This window comes from Paraburkholderia flava (genome assembly GCF_004359985.1).
Classification (GTDB): domain Bacteria; phylum Pseudomonadota; class Gammaproteobacteria; order Burkholderiales; family Burkholderiaceae; genus Paraburkholderia; species Paraburkholderia flava.
The window spans coordinates 211,648-235,994 of the sequence record NZ_SMRO01000003.1; the positions used below are offsets into that span (position 1 = coordinate 211,648).

Below are 24,347 nucleotides of genomic sequence, written 5' to 3' on the forward strand. Positions count from 1 at the left end.
GTGAAGCTCGCGATCATGCAGCCGTACCTGTTTCCGTATCTCGGCTACTTCCAGTTGGTCGCGGCAGTCGATCGCTTCGTGTTCTACGACGACGTCAACTACATCAAGAACGGGTGGATCAATCGCAACCGCCTGCTGATCGGCGATGAAGTGCGCTACGTGACCGTGCCGCTCGCGGGCGCGAGTCCTTCGCTGAAGATCAACGAAGTCACCGTGCAGCCACGCGACAAGTGGTTGCGGAAGCTGCTCGAATCGATTCGTCACGCGTACTCGAAGGCACCGTATTACGCACGCGTGAGTGAGCTGATCGGCGACGTGTTCGGTTCAACCGCGACGTGCATTTCGACGCTCGCGTCGCGTAGCGTCGTCGACGTCGCGCACTATCTGAAACTCGACACCGAATTCGTGATGTCGTCGGAGCCGTACGGCAACGCGGCATTAAAAGGCCCGCAACGTGTGCTCGATATCTGCGCAAAGGAACGTGCCGATATCTACCTGAATCTGCCCGGCGGCAAGGCGTTGTACGAGCCGCGCGTGTTCTCCGAAGCGGGCATCGAATTGATTTTTATCGAGCCTGCCTTGCCGCCTTATCCGCAGCACGGCACCACGTTTTGCCCGGGTCTGTCGATTCTCGATGTGCTGATGTTCAACGGTCCAGACGAGGCCCGCGCGATGGTGTCAACGAGAGAGGGCCGCGCATGATGCACGATGCGATCGGCGGCTATCTTCCGCTCGAACTTCCACGCGCATCGGGTGAATATCATCCGGATGCGCTGCGTTTTCAGTCATCGCGCGCGGCGTTTCTCGCGTTGCTGCGTGCACGCCGACCGGCTGCGGTATGCGTGCCGTGGTACTGCTGCGATAGCATCGTCGAGCCGCTGATAACCGCCGGCATCGCGATCAAGCGCTATGCGATCGACGCGATGCTACGCATCGAATCCGTCGACCTCGCGCGCGACGAATGGCTGCTCTACGTGAATTACTTCGGCCTGTGCGACCGCAACGTCGACGATGTGTTGAATCGATATGGACCGGAGCGCGTCGTCATCGATAACGCGCAGGCGTTCTTCGCGATGCCTCGCGATTGCGTCGCAACGCTGTACTCGCCGCGTAAATTCGTCGGTGTGCCGGATGGTGGCTATCTGCTGACACGCGAAGCCGTGACGCCGCCAGTCGACGTCGATCACGAATCGGTACAGCGGTTCGCGCATCTGCTGAAGCGGATCGATGCAGGCGCCGAGACCGGCTACGCAGACTACTCCGCTGCCGAAGCGAGCCTGGAAAAAAAGGAACCGCTGCGCATGTCGGCACTGACGCAGCGCATTCTTCAAAGCATCGATTACGCAGACGTGCGTGCGAAGCGCATCGCGAACTTCGCGTACCTGCATCAGCGGCTCGATGCATCGAACGCGTTCAAACTTCCACCCGACAGCCGCAGCGTTCCGCTGTGCTATCCGTACCGAGGCAGCGATCCCGGTCTGCGCGCGAGACTGATGACGCAGCGCATCTACACGCCGTGCTACTGGCCCGAAGTCGCGTCGTCGCCGTCGGTGCCTGCGTTCGAAAAAACGCTGGCCGGCGGTACCGTCTTTCTGCCATGCGACCAGCGGCTCTCGCCGCCGCAACTGGACACGATCGTTCAGGCGGTTCTCGAATCGCGAGATGACCTATGAATAACCCGATCGCCACACACGAAGCACTTGCGAGTCTTGGCGCAACAGCCACGCAGCCGAACAGGAAGGTCAACGTGCTGGTGTTTCCGTGCGGCTCCGAAAACGCCGCCGAGATTCATCAGGCGTTGCGCTATTCGCTGCATGTCGAGTTGTTCGGCGCATCGAGCGTCGACGACCACGGGCGCTTTCGCTTCGAGCGCTATAGCGGCGATCTGCCGAAGATCGACGACGCACGTTTCGACGATGCGTTCGCGCAATTACTCGTCAGGCACAAGATCGATCTCGTGTTCGCGACGCACGACACGGTGCACGAGTACCTGTCTCAGCGTGCTGCCAACATGGGCTTCGCGCTCGTCAACGGCGATCGCGACAGCGCGACGATCGCGCGTCGCAAGAGTCTGACGTACGAGCATTTCGCGGGCGCCGCGTGGGTGCCGCGCGTCTACGCAAACATCGATGAGATCGCGCAGTGGCCGGTCGTTGTAAAGCCGGATCTCGGCCAGGGCGGCCAGGGCGTCACACTGGTTGACGACGCACAGCAGGCGCGCGATGCGATTCAGGTGGTACGCGAACCGGTGCTCGTCGAATACCTGCCGGGCGACGAGATCACCGTCGACTGCTTCACCGACCGGCGCGGCAAACTACTATGGATCGGACCGCGCACACGCGAACGCGTGCGCGCCGGCATCACGATGCGCTCGAGACTATTGCAGTCGATGCCCGACGTCGACGCGATCGCGCACGACATCAACAGCCGTCTGTGGCTGCGCGGCCCGTGGTTCTTTCAGCTCAAGGAAGACCGCGACGGACACCGCAAGCTACTCGAGATTTCGTGCCGCGTCGCCGGCACGATGGTCGCGCAACGCGCACATGGTGTGAATCTGCCGCTGATGGCGGTGCAGGACCATCTAGGGCGCGATCTCGTGGCGTTGAGCAATCCGCACGTCACGTTGATCGAACGCAACATCGCGACGCGCGCGCAACTCGATTTCGACTACGACACGGTGTTCGTCGATCTCGACGACACGCTGATCCTCGACGGTCATGCCGTGCCGCAGACGATGGCGTTCCTGTATCAATCGATTGCGGCGGGCAAGCGGCTTTGCCTGATCACGCGGCACCAGTTCGACGTGCTCGACACCCTGAGGAATGCGCGCATCGACAGCGGCCTGTTCGAGCGGATCGTCGTCATCGCGGACGGCGCATCGAAGGCCGACCACATCGATGCGCACGGGGGCGCGCGCGCGATCTTCATCGACAATCATTTTCCCGAGCGCATGGACGTCGCGCGACGACTCGGCATTCCCGTGTTCGACGTGGATGCGCTCGAATTCTTCATTCGCTAGCAAGCCGGAAGATCAACGCGATGGACAAGACATTACAGCGAGTGTCGGCCGGCCCGAAGACGGCCACGCCGAAACCCGCGCATTACCAGTCGCTCGAATACGAGCGCATCGAGTCGATCATGCGGGCGTTCCAGCACGGCCGCCACACGCCGCTGCGCGTGCTCGATTTCGGCTGCGGGCTCGGCAAGTACCTGGACTGCTTCGCCGCGCTGGGACTCGCCGTGACCGGCGTCGACACCAACACGGACTACGTGGCGCGCGCGCAGGCGAAAGGCTATGCGGCCGCGAGCCCCGACGATTTCTTCGCCGCGTCGCACGAGCCGTTCGACATCGTCTTTCTGAGCCATCTCATCGAGCACGTCACGCCCGATGCGCTGGTGACACTGATTCCGCGTCTATGCGCGCTGCTCGCGCCGTACGGCAAGCTGGTCGTCGCCACGCCGATGCCCGGCGAGCGTTTCTATCACGACTTCTCGCACGTGCGTCCGTATCTGCCGCAGAGCGTCCGGCATGCGTTCGGCGCAACCGGCATGCCGATCTCGTTCGGCGAAGCGGCACTGATCGAACTCGTCGATATCTACTTCTTCAAAGACCCCTACCGCACGCGGCAGTGGCGTTCGTTTTACGTCGGCAAAGGGTTCAAGGGCTGGTTCACGCGCATGTGCAATCGCATGTTCGATCTGGCCTGGCGCGCTTCAGGTGGCAGAATCGGTGTGACCGCGTCGTGGCTCGGCGTTTATGGCTTGCGTGTAGAGCACACCGCTCATTGAAAGAGCGAGTCTCGGTGAAGTCGCTACGCGGCAAACAAAAATGCCCCGAGGCTGTGAAGCCTCGGGGCATTTTCACTACAGCTCTACATCTCCGCCACCGCGCATCGACTCGATGCGCGGACTAGCAGCACTTACTTCCCACCCACGCTTTCCAGCGTCGTCCACTTGCCGTCGACAACCTTGTACAACGTGATACCACCGTTCTTCAGATCGCCCTTCGCGTCATACTGCAGCACCTTCGTCGTCACGGCCGGCATGTCGGTCTTCGCGAGGAACGGCAGGTACTTCGCCGGATCTGTCGAGTTGGCCTTCTTCATCGCCGTGAACATCGCCATCGCGCCGTCGTATGCGTACGGCGAGTACGTTTGCACGTCTTCACCGAAACGCTTCTTGTACTTCGCGACGTAGTCGTTACCGCCCGGCATTTCTTCCAGCGGCAGGCCCGCAAGCGATGCCACCGTACCGTTCGCCGCATCGCCCGCGAGTTGCAGGAAGGTCGGCGTGTGAACCATTTCGCCGCCCATCAGCGGGGCCTTCACGCCCAGCTGCTTCATCTGCTTGACCATCGGTGCAGCCTGCGAATCGGCGCCGCCGTAATAGATCAGATCCGGGTTCGCTGCCTTCAGCTTGGTCAGGATCGACTTGAAGTCGACGGCCTTGTCGTTCGTGTATTCACGATCGACGATCGTGCCGCCCGATGCCTTCGCCGCCTTCTCGAACTGGTCGGCGAGACCCTGGCCGTACGCCGTGCGATCATCGACGATCGCAATCTTCTTCATACCGAGCTTCTTCACCGCGAACGTGCCGGCGACCGAACCTTGCTGCGTGTCGGACGTCATCATGCGGAACGTGGTCTTGAAGCCTTGTTGCGTGTATTCCGGTGCGGTCGCCATCGCGACTTCAGGAATGCCCGCGTTCGCGTAGATGCGCGAGGCCGGGATTGTCGTGCCCGAGTTGAAGTGGCCGAGCATGCCCTTGATGCCGTCGTCGACGAGCTTCTGTGCAACGGTCGTGCCCGTGCGCGGGTCAGCCTGGTCGTCGGCCGAATCCAGCACGAAGCGCACCTGCTTGCCGCCGATCACCGGCTTCGTCGCGTTGAAGTCTTCGACAGCGAGCGTGACGCCGTTCTGGAAGTCCTTGCCGTAGTGCGCCTGCGCACCCGTCATCGGACCGGCAAAGCCGATCTTCACGTCTTCGGTCTGCTGCGCGTATGCGGTCCCCGCCAGCGACATTGCAGCAACCAGTGTTGCGCCTGCCAGCTGTTTCATCGTGTGTTCCATAGCTTCTCCTTGGTACCAGGTGTGAGCGGAGCGGTTCCGGGGTCGCCGTACCGCTTCCGTTTTTTTGAATTGACCCGTGAGGTTCGCTCAACCGATCGTCATCAAATTCGCATTGCCGCCTGCTGCTGCCGTATTCACGCTCACCGAACGTTCCGTCAGCAGACGTTCGAGCGCGTAATCCTCTTCGCCGCTCTCCAGCGCGCGCGACGCGACGCCTTGCACCGACACGATCGGCCCCGTGCGTTTCGCGACTTCCTTCACCAGCGCGAGCAGCTCGTCGCTGTCGCCTTCGAACAGCACGGCATCGAACGCCGCGTCGGCGTTCTTGCGCACGCTCGCATACGGCTTCAACGCGGCGGGCAGCGCAGCGATCAGCGCTTCGCCGGCTGCGCCGTCGAACAGCGCGCGGTTACCGGTCGCGAGCACTGCGGCGAACTGCGCGCGGGCGCCGCTCGTCGTCGACGGGACGCACAGCACCGTGCCGCGCGCGCCGAGCGTGTACGTGTTGCGCTCGCCGGTCGGGCCGGCCAGTACTGCCGTCGCGCCGGCCAGCACGTGTGCGAGGTAGCCGTCGCAACGCGCCGCGAGCGTCGCATCGCGTTCGCCGATCAGCCAGTCGCGCAGCGTGGTCAGCGCCGTCTGGGCAGACGGATTGTCGCCGTTTTCAGCCGCTTGCGGCGCATCCACCATCAGCGTCTGCGCGAGCGATTTCGGCAGACCCGGCGGACGCGTCGCGAGCAGACGCTGCAGATACAGCGCGCCGCCGGCCTTTGGTCCCGTGCCCGACAGCCCTTCGCCGCCGAATGGTTGCACACCGACCACCGCGCCGATCACGTTGCGGTTCACGTAGATGTTGCCCACGTGCGCGCGGCTGACCACGTGCGCGATCGTTTCGTCGATACGCGTGTGGATGCCGAGCGTCAAACCGTAGCCCGTCGTGCGAATCTGTTCGAGCAGCTTGTCGAGCGCGCTGCGGCGATAGCGCACGACATGCAGCACCGGACCAAACACTTCGCGCTTCAACTCGTCGATGCTGTCGAGTTCGATCAGCGTCGGCGGCACGAAGGTGCCGTGCGTTGCGCCTTCCGGCATCGGCAGCTGCGCAATCTTGCGACCCTTGTCGCGCATCGCCGCGACGTGCGCGTCGATGCCGCGTTTTGCATCCGCGTCGATCACCGGACCGACGTCCACCGACAGACGATCCGGATTCCCCACCGCGAGTTCGCGCATCGCGCCGGTCAGCATCTCGATCGTGCGGTCCGCGACGTCGTCCTGAAGACAAAGAACGCGCAGCGCCGAACACCGTTGACCGGCCGAATCGAACGACGACTGCAGCACGTCCGCGACGACCTGTTCCGCGAGCGCCGACGAGTCGACGATCATCGCGTTCTGGCCGCCGGTTTCGGCGATCAGCGGAATCGGACGGCCGTCGGCATCGAGGCGGCTCGACAGCGTTCTGTTGATCAGGCGTGCGACTTCGGTCGAGCCGGTGAACATCACAGCACGCACGCGCGAATCGGCGACGAGTGCCGCGCCGACGGTCTCGCCGTCGCCCGGCAGCAGTTGCACCGCGCCCGCCGGCACGCCGGCTTCGCGCAGCAGACGCACGGCTTGCGCGGCGATCAGCGGCGTCTGTTCGGCCGGCTTCGCGAGCACCGTGTTGCCTGCGGCGAGTGCGGCAGCAACCTGACCCATGAAGATCGCGAGCGGGAAATTCCACGGGCTGATGCAGACCACCGGGCCGAGCGGCCGGTGCGTATCGTTCGAGAATTCGCTGCGGATCTGCGCCGAGTAGTAGCGCAGGAAGTCGATTGCCTCGCGGATTTCCGACACCGCGTTCGCCAGCGACTTGCCCGCTTCGCGCACGACGAGCCCCATCAGCGTATGCATCTGCGCTTCGAGCAGATCGGCGGCACGCGCGAGACAGTCGGCGCGCGCATCGACCGGTGTGGCCTGCCAGATCGGCGCGGCGGCAACCGCGTTCGCGAGCGCGGCGCTCACGTGTTCGGGCGTCGCCTCGACGACGGTGCCGACGAGGTCGCGATGATCGGCGGGATTGCGCACATCGCGTGCAACGCCTTCGACGGTCGCATCGCCTTCGAGCATCGGCACCGCGCGCCACGGATGATGCGCACTCGCGAGCAGCGCCGACGACAGCGACGCGAGCCGGTGTTCGTTCGACAGATCGAGGCCCATCGAATTCGGACGCTCCGAACCGTACAGATTGCGCGGCAGCGGGATCTTCGCGTGCGGCGCGCCGAGCGGCACGATCTTCTGTGCTTCGTCGACCGGGTCGGCGATCAGTTCACTGACCGGCACGGATTCATCGGCGATGCGATTCACGAACGACGTGTTCGCGCCGTTTTCGAGCAGACGCCGCACGAGGTACGCGAGCAGCGTTTCGTGCGTGCCGACCGGTGCGTACACGCGGCACGGCCGGTTCAGCTTGCCGGCGGACAGCGGGCCCGTCACTTCTTCGTACAGCGGCTCGCCCATGCCGTGCAGGCACTGGAACTCGTACTGACCGGGATAGTAGTTCTGACCCGCGAGGTGATAGATCGCCGCGAGCGTGTGTGCGTTGTGCGTCGCGAACTGCGGATAGACCGCGTCGGGCGCGCCGAGCAGCTTCTTCGCGCACGCGAGGTACGACACGTCGGTGTAGATCTTGCGCGTGTACACCGGATAGCCTTCGAGACCATCCACCTGTGCGCGCTTGATTTCGCTGTCCCAGTACGCGCCTTTCACCAGCCGCACCATGATCCGGTGACGGCTGCGGCGCGCGAGATCGACGATGTAGTCGATCACGAACGGGCAACGCTTCTGATACGCCTGCACGACGAAACCGATGCCGTTCCAGCCGGCCAGCTCCGGATCGAAGCACAGCGCTTCGAGCAGATCGAGTGAGATTTCGAGGCGGTCCGCCTCTTCGGCGTCGATGTTCAGGCCGATGTCGTAGCGGCGCGCGAGGATCGCGAGCGAGCGCACGCGCGGCAGCAGTTCGCTCATCGTGCGCTCCTGCTGCGAGCGCGAATAGCGTGCGTGCAACGCCGACAGCTTGATCGAAATGCCCGGCCCTTCGTAGATGCCGCGGCCGCCGGCTGCCTTGCCGATCGCGTGGATCGCCTGTTCGTACGATGCGTAGTAGCGCAGCGCGTCGGCTTCGGTCGTCGCCGCTTCGCCGAGCATGTCGTACGAGTAGCGGAAGCCGCGTGCTTCGTACTTGCGGCTGTTCGCGAGCGCTTCGGAAATGTTCTCGCCCGTGACGAACTGCTCGCCCATCAGGCGCATCGCCATGTCGACGCCCTTGCGGATCAGCGGTTCGCCGCCCTTACCGATCATCCGCGTCAGTGCCGACGACAGCCCTGTTTCGCTGTTCGTCGTGACCAGCTTGCCGGTGATCATCAAGCCCCACGTCGCCGCGTTCACAAACAGCGACGGTGCGTGGCCGACGTGCGACTTCCAGTCGCCCTTGCTGATCTTGTCGCGGATCAGCGCATCGCGGGTCGCGCGGTCGGGGATGCGTAGCAGCGCTTCCGCGAGGCACATCAGCGCGACGCCTTCCTGGCTCGACAGCGAAAACTCGTGGATCAACCCTTCGACACCGCCACCCGAACGCTTCGCACGCAGCGCTTCGACGAGTCGGCCGGCCATCGTCTGCACGTCGCCGGCGAGGTTCGCGGGCAAGCGTGCCTGGCCGAGCAGGAACGGCAGGCACTCAGGCTCAGGCCGGCGGTACGCGGCGGTGATCGCCGCGCGCAGCACCGACTGCGGCTGCACGCTCTGCGCGAATTCGAGGAACGGGTGCGACGCGCCTTCTTCTTCCGCTTCGACGGATGCGCCGTCGACCAGATCGGTCGAGCCGTGGGTACCGGACAGTTCGGCGGGCAGCTGGCCATGCTCGATCTTTTCGAGATAAGCGAAGATCGCCTGCTTGATGAGCCAGTGGGGAGTACGTTCGAGGCGGGTCGCGGCGTCTTTCAGCCGGGAGCGCAGGAGGTCGTCGACCTTGACGCCGAGGGTGGTGCTAGCCATGTTTCCTTCTTGATGGACCGACAGACCCGCGCCGGCCGAAGACACTAAAAGTTGGCCGAATCGTACGCCTCCCAATAAAAAGGTGCAACCTGTCGCGATGGATGGTTGCACCGCACGGAAACCCTTGTCGCACAAGGGTTCTCGCGAAAGCGCGCGTGGCGGTGCGACCGCTCGGGCGACCAGGATTTACCCTGGCGCAATTCTTTGTCGATACCCCTCAACCGGAAGGCGACCTCGGCCGTTATACCGGTCACGCAGACCGAGAAACGGTCGCGCTACGGGACGGCCAAAATGGAAAAGTGGGTAGTGGTAACGGGGATCTGGGCGATGTGCGCGCTGTGCGCTGTCTTTTTTATTCGCGGCGCGACGCGCCGCTCGGCACGCGAGGCCGCGCCGACGCCGGCGGCACGGGTGCGGCATGCGCGGCCGGCCAGGTTGTCGCCGCGGGCGCATGCGGATCGGTGAAGGCGGTCGAGCGGCGACGAGTGATGCGCTACTACGCTAGCTCCCTCGAGTAGCGCGCGGCTGGCGAGGTTGTCGCAGCGGGTTCATGTGGACCGCCGGGCGCGGTCGAGCGGCGTCGAGCTACGCACTACGTTAGCTATCTCGGATAGCGCACGACCGGTGAGGTTGTCGCAGCCGGTTCATGCAGATCGCTGAGCGCGACGCGACAGCGACGAGAGTCACGTCAGCTACGTTGAGTAGCGCAATCAGCCAGCAAGCAAAGGTTCGAAGCGGTTGCACGTGTCGCCAGGCGACACCAGCCGGTCGTGCACGATGCACAGCCGACTGTCCGCGACGCTCGCGCCGAATCCCGAACCGAATACGGTCAGCCCGGCGATGCTGCGCTCGAGCGATGCGCGGTCGTCGGTGCGATGACGGCATGCGGCGCAATGGGCCGCAGCCGCTGTGCTTCGAGGCTCGGTGAACGGCAACATACGCATGGTTCGCATCGGCCTTATCCGAGACTGTTCCAGTACGGCGCGAACACATGCGCCGACAGCGCGTAGCCAATCGCGATGTTGACCACGACGCCGGCGGTGAATGCAAGGAACGGTCTCACACCGGTTGCGGTCAACGAACGCAGCCGCGTCGTCAGGCCGATGCTGAAGAAGCAGAAGATAAACGCCCACGTGCGCAACGCCGTGATCGGTGCGACGAATTCCGGCGTCACGACCTTGCGGTAGTCGGCGAGCGAATAATGGCTCGCGATCCACGTGACGAGCGCCGACGCAATCACGAAACCGATCACGAACTTCGGAAAGCGCGCCCAGATCTCGCGAGCATCGGCCTTCGCGCGCACGCCGGTGTCTTCGCTTTCCCAGCGGGTCGTCGCGACGATCGCGAGCGCAAACGCCCAGATGCCGATCCAGATGTCGCGGCCCACGACCTTCATCAACGTGAACGCCTGCAGCGAGGCTTCCGGCGAGCCCGCGATCGCGCTGCCCGCGTGCTTCGCGAAATCGCCATAGGCCTGCGCGGCGGCGATGCCGGCTGCGTCCGCGAATTCCGACGTGCCGATCCACGCACCGGCGACGCCGGTCGACAGTCCGAGCGCACGCGACGCGAACGGCAGCACGAAGATCATCACGATCGCCCACAGGATCACGAGCGTGATCGCAACCGACGCCTGCTCGCGTTTCGCGCGCACCGCACCGGCAATCGCGATCGCTGCCGACACGCCGCACACCGCGCCGCCTACACCGAGTACTGCGGCAAAGCGGCGATCCAGTCCGAACGCCTTGCCGACCGTGAAGATCACGAAGAACGTGACGAGCGACACGATCGTCGCCTGTCCGACCGCAACCGGTCCCGCCCACACGAGCAGCGTGAACGGCAGCGTCGCACCGAGCAGCACGATGCCGACCTTGATGTAGAACTCGACCCGCAGCCCCGCCTTGAACCACTCGGGCAACGTGAACAGATTCGACACGATGAGGCCGAGCGCCAGCGCGACGAGCGGCGGTTCGAGGTTGTACTTCGAGGCGTTGGCCCACGCGCCCAGTTCGAAGATCAGCACTGACACGACGAACAGGATCAGGAATGACGGCAGGAAGTGCGTGAGCCGCTGCTTCAGCGCGGCGAGACTCACGCCGAACAGCACCGCGAAGCCGACGAACAGCGCCGCGTAATTCGGCAGATGTTTCGCGAAGTCCCGAGCGGCGATGCCTGCGTCCGACCATTTGGCCGGCGCAACCGCCAGCCACTTGATGCTGCTGCCCGACGCGAACAGCGCCCACGCGATGACGATCGTCAGCAGGCCGATCCACACGGCCCACCAGTCTTCGGTCGAGAAGAGGCCACCGGTTGTACGTTCGGTGCGCGCCGGTTGTGCGGCGGGCTGCGCGTGTGTCGGCAGGCTGTGGTTCGTGTCGCTCATCGTGAATGCCCCGGCAAGATTGAACAGACCGGCGCGGTCGACTGGAGGTCGATTGTTGTTGGATGTGCAGCGGAAACCGTGCCGATTCGGCGAAATATAGTTGAGCGGCTGCCGAAAGCGAAACGACCTTTCGCTCTATGAATATGACGGGAAGGGATTAGCGGCCAGGAATGCGGGCGCGCGTCAGATGTCGAGCGGATCGACTTCGAGATTCCAGCGCAGCACGCCCTTGAGCGCGCGCAGCTCGGGTTGCCACGCGTGCAATGTGGCCTGCAGTGCGCCACGCGATGCGCTCTCGATCAGCAGCTGCGCGCGATGCACGTGCATCACCTTGACGATGGTCAGCGGCACCGCGTCGTAGACGGTGATACGCGACGCGGTCGGAATCGCGGCTAACGCGGCGGCGGCTTGTTGCAGAAACGAGAGCGCCGCGTCGAGCGTGCGACCCTCCGCACGCAACAACGCCTGGTAGACGAATGGCGGCAGATGCGCATCGCGACGCTCGGCGAGCGTCGCATTGGCGAAGCCGATGTAATCGTGCCGCGACAGCGCGTGATACAGCGCGTGACGCGGATAGCGCGTCTGCACGAGCACTTCACCCGGCAGCCCGGAACGGCCAGCCCGGCCGCTCACCTGCATCAGCTGCGCGAAGAGCCGTTCGCTTGCGCGGAAGTCGTGTGAGAACAGCGCGGTGTCGGCGTTCAGCACACCGACCAGCGATACACGCTGAAAATCGTGACCCTTCGCGATCATCTGCGTGCCGACGAGGATGTCGACTTCGCCCGCGTGCACGTCGGAGAACAGCGCCTGCGCGCTGCCTTTGCGGCGTGTGCTGTCCGCGTCGATACGCAGCACGCGCGCGCCCGGCACCGCCGTCGCGAGCGTTTCCTCGACGCGTTGCGTGCCGCGTCCGAGCGGCGCGATGTCGACGTTGCCGCAATCGGGACATGACCGTGGAATCCGCGACTCCCAGCCGCAGTGATGGCAACGCATCGCGCGTTCGGGTTTGTGCAGCACGACGTACGCGCTGCAACGAGGGCAACCGGCAACCCAACCGCATGCGTCGCACGACAGCACCGGCGCATAACCACGCCGGTTCAGGAACACGAGGCTTTGCTCGCCACGCTCGACGCGCGTTTTCAGCGCGGCGAGCAACGGCCCCGACAATCCATCGACCGATGCGCGGCCGCGCCGCCGTTCGTCTTCGAGATCGATCAATCGCACAGTGGGCAGCACCGCATCGGCCACGGCGCGACGCGACAGCGTGAGCCGTCGATAGCGTCCCTGATCCGCCTGCCACCAGCTTTCGAGCGACGGCGTCGCCGAGCCGAGCAGCACCGGCACGTCGAGCTGCTTCGCGCGCCACACGGCGAGATCGCGCGCCGAGTAGCGCAGGCCTTCCTGCTGCTTGTACGCGGGATCGTGTTCCTCGTCGACGACGATCATCGCGAGCGTCGGCAGAGATGCGAGGACCGCGAGCCGCGTGCCGAGCACGATGCGCGCATGGCCCGTGTGCGCGGCGAGCCAGTTGCGCGCGCGCTCGCCTTCAGCGAGGCCGCTGTGCAACGTGACGATCGCGGTGTCGGCGAGCGTCGCGAAGCGCGCGCGGAACGCGGCTTCGAACTGCGGCGTGAGATTGATTTCGGGCACCAGCACGAGCGCCTGCGCGTCGGGGCGCGTCGTCAGCAAATCGGTCAGCACGCGCAGGTACACCTCGGTCTTGCCGCTGCCCGTTACGCCGTGCAGCAGGAATGGCGCGAAGCCTTCAGCGCCACGGATCGCTTCGACGGCAGTGGTCTGTTCGTCGGTGAGCGTGGGGAGTGCGGGAGGCTGGCGAAGGGAAGTCGTCGATGCAGCGGCGAGGCCCGCGGCCGCATCGACCACGTCGAGTGCGACCCAGCCTTCAGTGCGCCATGCGTCGAGGGTGGCGATCGCCTTCGGGTGCAATGCGCGGGCATCGGCGGCGGACAACGACTCGGCTTCTGCGAGTGCCGCCGCGAGTCGTCGCAGCGCGATCGCGCGCGGCGCCAGCGCGTCCGGCAGCGCCAGTCGGCCAGCCGGCAGCAGACGATAACGCTCGTCGGGTGCAAGCAGACGCGCCCAGCGCGACGCGTCGCGAAGCGCCTGCGGCAGCGCCGGCAACGCGACTTCGCCGAGGCCGCGCTGGTAGTAATCGGCGGCGAAAACAGCCAGCGCGAGCCAGTCCGCCGACAGCGGAGGACACGCGGTGCACAGCGCTGCGACGTCGCGCAGACGGTCTGCGGGTACGTCGGTGTCAGTGGTCACTTCGCAAACGAGACCCGTCACCCGACGCTTGCCGAACGGCACCTCGACGAGCATGCCGGGCACAGGCGCGAGCGACACGTCGCAGCGGTAGTCGAAGAGCGTCGGCAGCGGATGGTCCAGCGCGACGCGGACGAACGTCGACGTCACGCGCGGACCGGTATTGAAGGGCAAAGGACGGCCGTCGATCCCGGCCAACCTGCGGGGCGCCGGTCGAAGTTAAAGTAAAACATCACTTTCGACGCTAAGTTTTGGATTCGGCTGAACAATTGCGGTCCACCCCGGCGGCCTGTGGATAACTTTGTTGAGAACTTCGCGTCGATGCCCGGAAAACCGCGTCCAGCTGGCCTTTCGTGGGGTTTCGCACACTTCGGCCCGCATCCGTCAAACCCTTGCCAGTCAAGGCCAGAGCCGGGTGCGCACATAACTTGCGACACTTGTCGAGCGACGAAACCTTCTACCGCGCCGCAACGAGAGAAATGTGCATAAGTCAAGTCTTGACAACGGCGAGCGCCCGACCGGTGGCCCTTCTGCGGCCCTTTTCCCCTTAGGGTGAGAGCCCGCGTCATCGCAGTGCAGCAAAAACGTTGCGCCGCTAAAGACTACCCGGCGACGCTCAAACTCCACCCGCCCGCATCGCGCGACTATGCCGGTGCACTTCGTCGACCAGTTCGGCGACATGCTCCGGCGGCGTGAACTGCGAGATGCCGTGGCCGAGATTGAAGACGTGGCCGGGGTGATTGCCGAAGCTGTCGAGTACGGCGCGCGCTTCCGTGCGGATCGCGTCCGGCGGCGCGAACAGCACCGACGGATCGATGTTGCCTTGAAGCGCGACTTTCGCGCCGACCCGTTCGCGGGCCTTCGACAGATTGACCGTCCAGTCGAGCCCGACGGCATCGACGCCGATATCCGCGATCTCGTCGAGCCACAGACCGCCGCCCTTCGTGAACGTGATCACCGGCACGCGACGACCTTCGTGCTCACGCGTCAGCTGGCTGACCACCTGGGCGATGTAGTGCAGCGAGAAGCGTTGATAGATGCCGTCCGCGAGCGCGCCGCCCCACGTATCGAAAATCATCACCGCCTGCGCGCCCGCTTCGATCTGCGCGTTCAGGTACGCGGCAACGGATCGCGCGTTGATGTCGAGGATGCGATGCATCAGGTCCGGTCGGCTGTACAGCATCGACTTCACGGTGCGGAAATCGTCCGAGCCGCTGCCTTCGACCATGTAGCACGCGAGCGTCCACGGGCTGCCGGAGAAGCCGATCAGCGGCACGCTCTGACGACCTTGCGCGTCGACCAGCGCGCGGCGGATCTCGGAGACCGCATCGGTGACATAGCGCAGCGTCGCGTCGATGTCCGGCACGGCGAGGCGCGCGACGTCCTCTTCGGTGCGCACCGGGCGCGCGAAGCGCGGCCCTTCGCCGGCCGCGAAATCGAGGCCGAGGCCCATCGCGTCGGGAATGGTGAGGATGTCGGAGAACAGGATCGCGGCGTCGAGCGGATAACGCTCGAGCGGCTGCAGCGTGACTTCGGTCGCGTACGCCGGATTCTTCGCGAGGCCGAGGAAGCTGCCCGCGCGACTGCGCGTCGCGTTGTATTCCGGCAGATAGCGACCGGCCTGGCGCATCAGCCAGATCGGCGTGTAGTCGGTCGGCTCGCGCAGCAACGCGCGCAGGAAAGTGTCGTTCAGAAGAGGATGGGCCACGTTGCGTGCGACGAAAGACAAAGGGGCATTTTACCGGACGCGGACGCGCGCATCGCGTTGGATGTACTGCATCGGTCTTTGAATATGCGGGGGACGTCGCGGTAACGCTGATATTCAGCGGTAATTTGCCGGGCTATGATCGGCCGCTGGTTTGGGACTGCGGTTTGGGACTGCACAGAGAGGAGACACAATGAAAAAAAGCTTTGCACTCGTCGCGCTCGGCGGTTTGCTGTGTGCGTCGGCGGTCTGCGCGCAATCCGCACCGACGTCGCGACTCGACGACGTACTCGCACGCGGTACGCTGCGCGCCTGCACGACCGGCGACTACAAGCCTTATTCGTACTATCGCGCGGACGGGAAGTTTGAAGGCATCGATATCGACATGACCGAGTCGCTCGCGAAATCGCTCGGCGTGAAAGCGGAGTTCGTGAAGACATCGTGGTCGAATTTGATGAACGACTTCATCGCGAAGTGCGACGTCGCGGTGGGCGGCGTATCGACGACGCTCGACCGGCAGCGGCGCGCGTTTTTCACGGACGCGTATCAGGTCGACGGCAAGACGCCGATCGTGCGCTGCGACGATGTCGCGAAGTACCAGACGGTCGCGCAGATCGACCAGCCTTCGACGCGCGTGATCTTCAATCCGGGCGGCACCAACGAGCGGTTCGCGAAGCAGTTTTTCCCGCACGCGACGCTGACCGTGTATCCGGACAACGTGACGATCTTCAAGCAGATCCTCGCCGGCAAAGCCGACGTCATGGTCACCGACGCATCGGAGACACTGCTCCAGCAAAAGCTGAATCCGGGACTATGTTCGGTTCATCCGGACAAGCCGTTCCAGTATGGCGAGAAGGCGTGGCTCCTGCCGCGCGGCGACGTGGTCTTCCAGCAGTATGTCGATCAATGGCTGCATCTCGCTCGGGAATCGGGCGAGTATCAGTCGATCTCGGACAAATGGTTGAAGTGAAGCGGATCGACGGCCGGCCTTGGTCGGCCGTTGTCGAATGCGATCTATCGTGTGCAGCGCGTCGACCAACCGCTCTTTAAGCGGACGCCTAAAAACGCAAGGCGACGCGTTCCAGACTTACCTTCGATCGAACCCATCGAAAACGCATCGCACCATCGTTCTCTTTGTTTCGCTCGGGTCGAAACCGGAGCGTGGCGCACTAACCGGTTCGAAGCACGCCGCCTCTTTCGAGCATCGTTTTTAGCCGCCAAAGACACCCAAAAACACGCCGCGCTATGCCTCGCGAATGGCATCGGCGGGCCGGTTTCATTGCGCCCCGAAAGCTCAGGTAAAAATGACGTTTTAAACTGTTCAGGATGGCAAAAAATCCCGGGGAGCCTTATCTGGCGGGCGTTACAACCTGAAACACTTTGTTACCGCGCTCCTAGAATTATTCGCCCACAATGCCCTTCAACGGTTCCAACACGGATGTGGCTGGGTGCAAAGTGTGAGCGGACATCGAGCACTTGCCGGTCGGCGTATGCCGAAGCCCTGCGAAGGGGCATCCCTGCTGGACCCGTGGTCGACGAATCCATCGTCGTACCCGGTTCCTCCATTGGTCTCCTCGCGCTAACCCCGTAGCGTGTGGTTTTTAGCGGGCTCCAGGCCCGCTTTTTTTTCGTCTTGCCAAACGTTTGCGAAGCGTTGTGTTCCTTCTCGCAGACGGTCCTCTCCCGCGCAGCTCCGCGCAGAAAACCCCGCAGAAGTCCCGCTACCTTCACGCTGTCTTGCCTTCGTCCAGATGCAGCTCGCGGATCATCCGCTCACGCATCACGAACTTCTGCACCTTGCCGGTCACGGTCATCGGTAGCTCGTCGACAAAGCGGATGTACTTCGGCACCTTGTAGTGCGCAATCTGCCCGCGACAAAACTCCTGCACTTCTTCCGCCGTCGTCTGTTCGCCGGGACGCAGCACGACCCACGCGCACACTTCCTCGCCGTACTTCGAGTCGGGCACACCGAACACCTGCACGCTCTGGATCTTCGGATGGCGGAACAGAAACTCTTCGATCTCGCGCGGATAGATGTTCTCGCCGCCGCGTATCAGCATGTCCTTCAGACGGCCCACGATGTTGCAGTAGCCTTCCGCATCGATCGTCGCGAGGTCGCCGGTATGCATCCAGCCGTCGACGATGCTCTCGTGCGTCTTCGCTTCATCGCCCCAGTAGCCTTGCATCACCGAGTAACCCTTCGTGCAAAGCTCTCCGGTTTCGCCGACCGGCACGATGTTGCCGAGCGCATCGATGAGCTTCACTTCGAGATGCGGCTGGATCTGGCCGACTGTCGTCGTGCGTTTGTCGAGCGGATCGGTCGTCGAACTCTGGAACGACACCGGACTCGTCTCCGTCATCCCGTACGCGATCGTGATCTCGCTCAGATGCATCTTCGATACGACGCGCTTCATCGTCTCGATCGGACACGGCGAGCCCGCCATGATGCCGGTGCGCAGGCGCGACAGATCGAACGTCGGGAAGTCGGGGTGATCGAGTTCGGCGATGAACATCGTCGGTACGCCGTGGAGTGCGGTGCATTGCTCTTCCGATACCGCTGCGAGCGTGGCGACCGGATCGAATGCTTCGCCGGGAAAGACCATGTTCGCGCCGACCGACACGCACGCAAGCACCGCGAGCACCATCCCGAAGCAGTGATACAGCGGCACCGGAATGCACAGCCCGTCCTCTTCGGTGAGGCTCATCGCCAGCGCGATGTAGCGCGCGTTGTTGACGACGTTGCGATGCGTGAGCGTCGCGCCCTTCGGATTGCCGGTCGTGCCGCTGGTGAACTGGATGTTGATCGGATCGTCGGCCGCGAGCGTCGCGCCGATTGCGTCGAGTCGTACGGTATCGAGCGTCGCGCGACCCTGCTCGATCACTTCGGAAAAACTGAGCATGCCCGGCGTGTCGGTATCGCACAGACGGATCACCATCCGCAGATCCGGCAGCCGCGCCGCGTGCAGATCGCCGGGCGTAGCCGTCGCGAGTTCGGGCGCGAGTTCCTGCAGCATCTCGAGATACATCGACGACTTGAACCGCTCCGCTGCGACGATCGCCTTGCAGCCGACCTTGTTCAACGCGTATTCGAGTTCGGCTAGCCGGTAAGCCGGATTGATGTTCACGAGCACCGCGCCGATGCGCGCGGTCGCGAATTGCGTGAGCAGCCATTCGACACGGTTCGGCGACCAGATCCCCACGCGATCGCCCTTATCGATACCCAGCGCGAGCAAGCCGGCCGCGAGCACGTCGACTTCCTGTGAGAACTCGCGCCACGTCCAGCGGATGCGCTGCTCGCGAAACATCACGGCGGGCCGGTCGGCGAAACGCGTCGCGGTATCGAGCAGGAAGCGCCCGATCGTCGCGTCACTGAGCGGAATGTCCGTCGAGCCGCGCACATAGGACAGCCCGTCCTTCGGTTCGATCAATGCGCCGTCACCTGCGACCTGCGTTGCCATGGTGTGTCTCCGTGAGAGGAACCGCTCTCGATTGGACGAGCTTTTATTGAAATGATTTTGAAACCGATTCTGCCACCGCACGCGGGCCCGGCGGCATCAAGTGTTACCCGCAGCAGTGACCTTTCCGTAAACGTTAAGTAGCGTGCGAAAAAAAAGCAGCCACACGGGCTGCTTCTTTTCGACGCCTACGCGTCAGTGCTGACCGCGCAGTTTGCGCAGGCGCTGGATCGCAGCGAGCTGAGCCGTCGCGTACGCGAGTTCCGCCTGAGCGGTCGCGTATTCGAGGTTCGAGCCGGTGTTCTGCAGCGCCTCTTCTGCGCGCTTGCGTGCCTGCTCGGCTTTCGCCTCGTCCAGATCCTTGCCGCGGATCGCCGTGTCGGCCAGAACCGTCACTGCGCCCGGCTGCACTTCGAGAATGCCGCCGGCGACGAACACGAACTCTTCTTCGCCGTTCTCCGCTTCGATGCGCACCGCACCCGGACGAATCCGCGTGATGAGCGGCGTGTGGCCCGGCAGAATGCCGAGCTCGCCCGCTTCGCCCGGGAGCGCGACGAATTTCGCCTGGCCCGAGAAGATCTGCTCTTCCGCGCTGACGACGTCTACCTTGATGGTTGCCATTTATGTCGACTCCTATCGACGAACGTTAGCACTTTCGCGCTGACGCTCGTCCTTTGCAGGCCGGTTGAGCGTAGTACATCGGCGCCGGCATGACGGCCGCACATCGATCGTGCGACTCGCGCGAGGCCGGCGCCCGCTGCGTTACACCCCGCCTTTACTGGATCTTCTTAGCCTTTTCGAAGGCTTCGTCGATCGTGCCGACCATGTAGAACGCCTGTTCCGGCAGGTGGTCGCACTCGCCTTCGACGATCATCTTGAAGCCGCGGATCGTTTCCTTCAGCGGCACGTACTTGCCCGGCGAACCCGTGAACACTTCAGCGACGTGGAACGGCTGCGACAGGAAACGCTGGATCTTACGAGCGCGCGCGACGGCGAGCTTGTCTTCCGGCGCCAGTTCGTCCATGCCCAGAATCGCGATGATGTCGCGCAGTTCCTTGTAGCGCTGCAGCGTTTGCTGCACGCCACGCGTGATCGAGTAGTGCTCTTCGCCGATCACGTTCGGGTCGATCTGACGCGAGGTCGAATCGAGCGGGTCCACTGCCGGGTAGATACCCAGCGACGCGATGTCACGCGACAGCACGACGGTTGCGTCCAGGTGGCCGAAGGTCGTTGCCGGGGACGGGTCGGTCAAGTCATCCGCAGGGACGTACACGGCCTGCACCGACGTGATCGAGCCAGTCTTGGTCGACGTAATACGCTCTTGCAGCTTGCCCATTTCTTCAGCCAGCGTCGGCTGATAGCCCACTGCCGACGGCATACGACCGAGCAGTGCCGACACTTCGGTACCGGCCAGCGTGAAACGGTAGATGTTGTCGACGAAGAACAGCACGTCGAGACCTTCGTCACGGAAGTGCTCGGCCATCGTCAGGCCCGTCAGCGCCACGCGCAGACGGTTGCCCGGCGGCTCGTTCATCTGGCCGTAAACCAGCGCGACCTTGTCGAGAACGTTCGAGTCCTTCATTTCATGATAGAAGTCGTTCCCTTCGCGGGTACGCTCGCCCACACCGGCGAACACGGAGTAACCACCGTGCTCCTTCGCGATGTTGTTGATCAGTTCCATCATGTTGACGGTCTTGCCCACGCCCGCACCGCCGAACAGACCGACCTTGCCGCCCTTCGCGAACGGGCAGATCAGATCGATAACCTTGATGCCGGTTTCGAGCAGTTCGGTCGACGGCGACAGTTCGTCGAACGCCGGTGCCTTCTGGTGAATCGAGCGGGTTGTTTCGCTCGAGATCGGACCGGCTTCGTCGATCGGACGACCCAGCACGTCCATGATCCGGCCGAGGGTCGGCTTGCCGACCGGCACGCTGATCGGCTTGCCCGAGTTCTTCACGACCGTGCCGCGACGCAGCCCGTCCGATGCACCCAGACAGATGGTCCGCACAACGCCGTCGCCCAGCTGTTGCTGAACTTCGAGGGTCAGCTCCGACCCGTCGAGAATAAGAGCGTCGTAAATCTTCGGCATGTGTTCACGCGGGAATTCCACGTCGATCACCGCGCCGATGCACTGTACGATCTTGCCTTCTACCAAAGCAGTAGTACTCATCGCTTTTCCTTTAGATACCTGATTCTTCACTCGCGCAAAGGCGCAGTTCCGGGACGTTCAATGCGGCTCGCCGATTCGCTTGCATGCGGTCCTCAGACCGCCGCAGCGCCGCCGACGATTTCCGACAGTTCCTTCGTGATCGCGGCCTGGCGGCTCTTGTTGTACACGAGCTGCAGTTCGTTGATGACCGTCTTCGCGTTGTCGGACGCCGCCTTCATCGCAACCATCCGGGCCGACTGCTCCGACGCCATGTTTTCCGCGACGGCCTGATAGACCAGCGCTTCGACATAGCGGACCAGCAACTCGTCGACGACCGTTTGCGCATCCGGCTCGTAGATGTAATCCCACGACGTGCTCGGCGTCTCGCTCTTGCCGTCCTCGGCCTTGCTTTCGAACTGTTCCGCCGACAGCGGCAGCAGCTGCTCGATCACCGGCTCCTGCTTCATCGTATTGACGAAGCGCGTGTACGCCAGGTACACCGCGGAGATCTTGCCTTCCGAGTACATGTCGAGCTGAACCTTCACCGCGCCGATCAGCTTCTCGAGGTGCGGCGTGTCGCCCAGATGCACGACGTTCGACACCACCTTTGCACGCAGACGGTTCAGGAACCCGAGGCCCTTGCTACCGATTGCCGTCGCTTCGATGGTCTTGCCTTCACCTTCCAGCTCCTTGAACTTCTGCAGCGAAGCACGCAGCACGTTCGTGTTCATCCCGCCGCACAGACCCTTGTCGGTCGTCACGAGGATGATGCCGGCCGTCTTCGCGCCTTCGTTCGTCACCATGAACGGGTGACGGTACTCCGGGTTCGCACGGCTCATGTGCGCGGCGATATCGCGGACCTTGTCGGCGTACGGGCGAGCAGCGCGCATGCGCTCCTGAGCGCGGCGCATCTTCGATGCGGCCACCATCTCCATCGCTTTCGTGATCTTGCGCGTGTTTTGCACGCTCTTGATCTTGCCGCGAATTTCCTTCATTCCAGCCATTGCTTACTCCTTGTCGGCCCGAGCGAGCGCTTGAGCGATTACCCGGGGCCCATGCAAAGCGATCGAAGCGACGCGGGACATTCACACGCGGCCCGCGCCGCTTCAAGGTCCGTTCAAGCCTTGCGGATCACTCGCGGATCAATAAGCGCCAGACTTCTTGAAGTCTTTGAGAGCCGTGTGCAGCAGGCCTTCGTCGTCCTTCGAGAGTTCCTTGGTATCTTCGATGCGCTTGATCAGGTCAGCGTGGCTCGTCTTCAGGAATTCGCGCAGGCCCTTTTCGAACGGCAGCACTTGCGAGACTTCCAGATCGTCGAGGTAGCCGTTGTTCGCGGCGAACAGCGAGATAGCCAGCTCCCACACCTGCAGCGGCTGATACTGCGGCTGCTTCAGCAGTTCGGTCACGCGACGGCCGCGCTCGAGTTGCTTGCGGGTGGCTTCGTCGAGGTCCGATGCGAACTGCGCGAACGCAGCCAGCTCACGATACTGCGCGAGGTCGGTACGGATACCGCCCGACAGCTTCTTCACGACCTTCGTCTGAGCAGCGCCGCCCACACGCGATACCGACACGCCGGCGTTGATAGCCGGGCGGATACCCGCGTTGAACAGGTCGGTTTCCAGGAAGATCTGGCCGTCGGTAATCGAGATCACGTTCGTCGGAACGAACGCGGTCACGTCGCCGGCTTGCGTTTCGATGACCGGCAGTGCCGTCAGCGAACCGCTCTTGCCCTTCACTTCGCCGTTCGTGAACTTCTCGACGTAGTCTTCCGACACGCGAGCCGCACGTTCCAGCAGACGCGAGTGCAGATAGAACACGTCGCCCGGATACGCTTCGCGACCCGGCGGGCGGCGCAGCAGCAGCGAGATCTGACGGTATGCCCACGCTTGCTTGGTCAAATCGTCATAGACGATCAGCGCGTCCTGGCCGCGGTCACGGAAGTATTCGCCCATCGTGCAGCCGGCGTACGGTGCGAGGTACTGCATCGCAGCCGATTCCGAAGCCGAAGCGGCGACGACGATCGTGTATTCGAGCGCGCCGGTTTCTTCGAGCTTGCGCACCACGTTCATGATCGACGAAGCCTTCTGGCCGATCGCAACGTAGATACAGAAGAGGTTCTTGCCCTTCTGGTTGATGATCGCGTCGACTGCGACTGCGGTCTTGCCGCACTGACGATCGCCGATGATCAGCTCGCGCTGGCCACGGCCAACCGGCACCATCGCGTCGATCGACTTCAGACCGGTCTGGACCGGTTCCGAAACCGACTTACGCCAGATCACGCCCGGCGCGATCTTTTCGATTGCGTCGGTCTTCTTCGCGTTGATCGGGCCTTTGCCGTCGATCGGGTTGCCGAGTGCATCGACCACACGGCCGAGCAGTTGCGGACCCACCGGCACTTCCAGAATGCGGCCCGTCGTCTTGACGACGTCGCCTTCGGAGATGTGTTCGTACTCGCCCAGAATCACGGCGCCGACCGAGTCGCGCTCGAGGTTCAACGCGAGGCCGAACGTGTTGCCCGGGAATTCGAGCATTTCGCCCTGCATCACTTCCGACAGGCCGTGGATACGCACGATACCGTCGGTCACGGAGATCACGGTGCCCTGATTGCGAACGTCTGCGTTCGCTTCGAGGCCCTGGATCCGGCTCTTGATCAGCTCGCTGATCTCAGAGGGATTGAGTTGCATTATTCGCTCCTGATAGTCAATTCTGTTGCGTGTCAGCCGCCAGGTGCATCAGACGGTCAACGCCGTCTGCATGTTGGCGAGCCGCGCGCGGACCGAGGCATCGAGCACTTCGTCGCCGACCGTCACGCGTACGCCGCCGATCAGCGACGGATCGACTTCGACGACGGGCTTCAGCTTGCGTTGAAAACGGCGTTCGAGATTCGCGACGAGATCGTTCAACTGTGCGCCTTCCAGCGGGAACGCGCTGACGATCGTTGCGTCGGCGGCGCCTTCGCGGGCGTTCTTCAACGCTTCGAACTGCGTGGCGATCTCGGGCAGCAGTTGCAGGCGATGATTGTCGACCAGCATCTGCACCAGATTCTTCGCCTGCGCGTTGTCCTTGAGCGGCGACTGGACCGCGGCCAGCAGCAGATCGCTGACCTGCGTCCGGCTCACTTTCGGGCTCGTGGCGACCGACAGCACTTCCGGCAGACGCGCAACCTGTGCCAGCTCCTGCACGAGCGTGGACCAGGCGGCGATGTCACCAGCTTCGGCCACGCCAAACAGCGCTTCTGCGTACGGACGGGCGATGGTTGCAAGTTCGGCCATGA

General features: G+C 63.5%; 17 protein-coding genes. 5 read left to right on the forward strand and 12 right to left on the reverse strand.

Features of this window, described 5'->3' with window-relative positions:
* Genes E1748_RS23390 through E1748_RS23405 form a run of 4 tightly spaced genes read left to right on the forward strand, consistent with a single transcriptional unit; the run spans position 1 to position 3,789 of the window.
* Positions 1–702, forward strand: coding sequence for a WbqC family protein (locus E1748_RS23390; RefSeq protein ID WP_133649664.1), 702 nt, complete (start codon positions 1–3; stop codon positions 700–702).
* Positions 699–1,673 (forward strand): aspartate aminotransferase family protein, encoded by a 975-nt coding sequence (locus tag E1748_RS23395; RefSeq protein WP_240766771.1) that lies wholly within the window; start codon positions 699–701, stop codon positions 1,671–1,673. The genes E1748_RS23390 and E1748_RS23395 overlap by 4 nt, the downstream gene beginning before the upstream one ends.
* The gene (locus tag E1748_RS23400; protein WP_133649665.1) at positions 1,670–3,019 is read left to right on the forward strand and encodes an ATP-grasp domain-containing protein; all 1,350 of its coding nucleotides are present in this window, start codon (positions 1,670–1,672) and stop codon (positions 3,017–3,019) included. The genes E1748_RS23395 and E1748_RS23400 overlap by 4 nt, the downstream gene beginning before the upstream one ends.
* Before the next feature lie 20 nt (positions 3,020–3,039).
* A complete protein-coding gene (locus E1748_RS23405; RefSeq protein WP_133649666.1) occupies positions 3,040–3,789 on the forward strand; it encodes a class I SAM-dependent methyltransferase in 750 nt (249 codons plus the stop codon).
* A 131-nt stretch (positions 3,790–3,920) separates the two neighbouring features.
* On the opposite strand, the gene E1748_RS23410 is transcribed toward E1748_RS23405, so the two are convergent.
* The 6 genes from E1748_RS23410 to hemE all read right to left on the reverse strand — a co-directional run bounded on the left by E1748_RS23410 (position 3,921) and on the right by hemE (position 15,472).
* A complete protein-coding gene (locus tag E1748_RS23410) occupies positions 3,921–5,069 on the reverse strand; it encodes a branched-chain amino acid ABC transporter substrate-binding protein (protein WP_133649667.1) in 1,149 nt (382 codons plus the stop codon).
* A gap of 87 nt (positions 5,070–5,156) precedes the next feature.
* Positions 5,157–9,101, reverse strand: a complete 3,945-nt coding sequence (gene putA / locus E1748_RS23415) for a trifunctional transcriptional regulator/proline dehydrogenase/L-glutamate gamma-semialdehyde dehydrogenase (protein ID WP_133649668.1) — start codon at positions 9,099–9,101, stop codon at positions 5,157–5,159.
* Positions 9,102–9,811: 710 nt separating this feature from the next.
* Positions 9,812–10,054 (reverse strand): hypothetical protein, encoded by a 243-nt coding sequence (locus E1748_RS23425; RefSeq protein ID WP_133649670.1) that lies wholly within the window; start codon positions 10,052–10,054, stop codon positions 9,812–9,814.
* A gap of 5 nt (positions 10,055–10,059) precedes the next feature.
* Complete coding sequence (locus E1748_RS23430) at positions 10,060–11,481, reverse strand: YeiH family protein (protein ID WP_133649671.1); 1,422 nt, start codon at positions 11,479–11,481, stop codon at positions 10,060–10,062.
* A 183-nt stretch (positions 11,482–11,664) separates the two neighbouring features.
* The gene (locus tag E1748_RS23435) at positions 11,665–13,914 is read right to left on the reverse strand and encodes a primosomal protein N' (RefSeq protein ID WP_133650497.1); all 2,250 of its coding nucleotides are present in this window, start codon (positions 13,912–13,914) and stop codon (positions 11,665–11,667) included.
* A 466-nt stretch (positions 13,915–14,380) separates the two neighbouring features.
* Complete coding sequence (gene hemE / locus E1748_RS23445; RefSeq protein ID WP_133649673.1) at positions 14,381–15,472, reverse strand: uroporphyrinogen decarboxylase; 1,092 nt, start codon at positions 15,470–15,472, stop codon at positions 14,381–14,383.
* Positions 15,473–15,662: 190 nt separating this feature from the next.
* On the opposite strand from hemE, the gene E1748_RS23450 reads away from it, so the two are divergent.
* A complete protein-coding gene (locus E1748_RS23450) occupies positions 15,663–16,439 on the forward strand; it encodes a transporter substrate-binding domain-containing protein (RefSeq protein WP_133649674.1) in 777 nt (258 codons plus the stop codon).
* A gap of 757 nt (positions 16,440–17,196) precedes the next feature.
* Here the strand turns inward: E1748_RS23450 and E1748_RS23455 are convergent.
* The 6 genes from E1748_RS23455 to E1748_RS23480 all read right to left on the reverse strand — a co-directional run bounded on the left by E1748_RS23455 (position 17,197) and on the right by E1748_RS23480 (position 24,345).
* Positions 17,197–18,927, reverse strand: a complete 1,731-nt coding sequence (locus E1748_RS23455; protein WP_133649675.1) for an AMP-binding protein — start codon at positions 18,925–18,927, stop codon at positions 17,197–17,199.
* A gap of 192 nt (positions 18,928–19,119) precedes the next feature.
* Entirely contained in the window at positions 19,120–19,545 is a 426-nt protein-coding gene (locus E1748_RS23460; protein WP_087738538.1) for a F0F1 ATP synthase subunit epsilon, read from the reverse strand.
* A gap of 154 nt (positions 19,546–19,699) precedes the next feature.
* Positions 19,700–21,094: a F0F1 ATP synthase subunit beta gene (gene atpD, locus E1748_RS23465; RefSeq protein ID WP_133649676.1), complete on the reverse strand. Its 1,395-nt coding sequence runs from the start codon at positions 21,092–21,094 to the stop codon at positions 19,700–19,702.
* Between the two features lie 92 nt (positions 21,095–21,186).
* The gene (gene atpG / locus E1748_RS23470) at positions 21,187–22,077 is read right to left on the reverse strand and encodes a F0F1 ATP synthase subunit gamma (RefSeq protein ID WP_133649677.1); all 891 of its coding nucleotides are present in this window, start codon (positions 22,075–22,077) and stop codon (positions 21,187–21,189) included.
* A gap of 138 nt (positions 22,078–22,215) precedes the next feature.
* On the reverse strand, positions 22,216–23,757 hold the full coding sequence (gene atpA, locus E1748_RS23475; protein ID WP_133649678.1) for a F0F1 ATP synthase subunit alpha: 1,542 nt from the start codon (positions 23,755–23,757) through the stop codon (positions 22,216–22,218).
* Between the two features lie 48 nt (positions 23,758–23,805).
* Entirely contained in the window at positions 23,806–24,345 is a 540-nt protein-coding gene (locus tag E1748_RS23480) for a F0F1 ATP synthase subunit delta (protein WP_133649679.1), read from the reverse strand.
* Between the last annotated feature and the right edge of the window lie 2 nt (positions 24,346–24,347).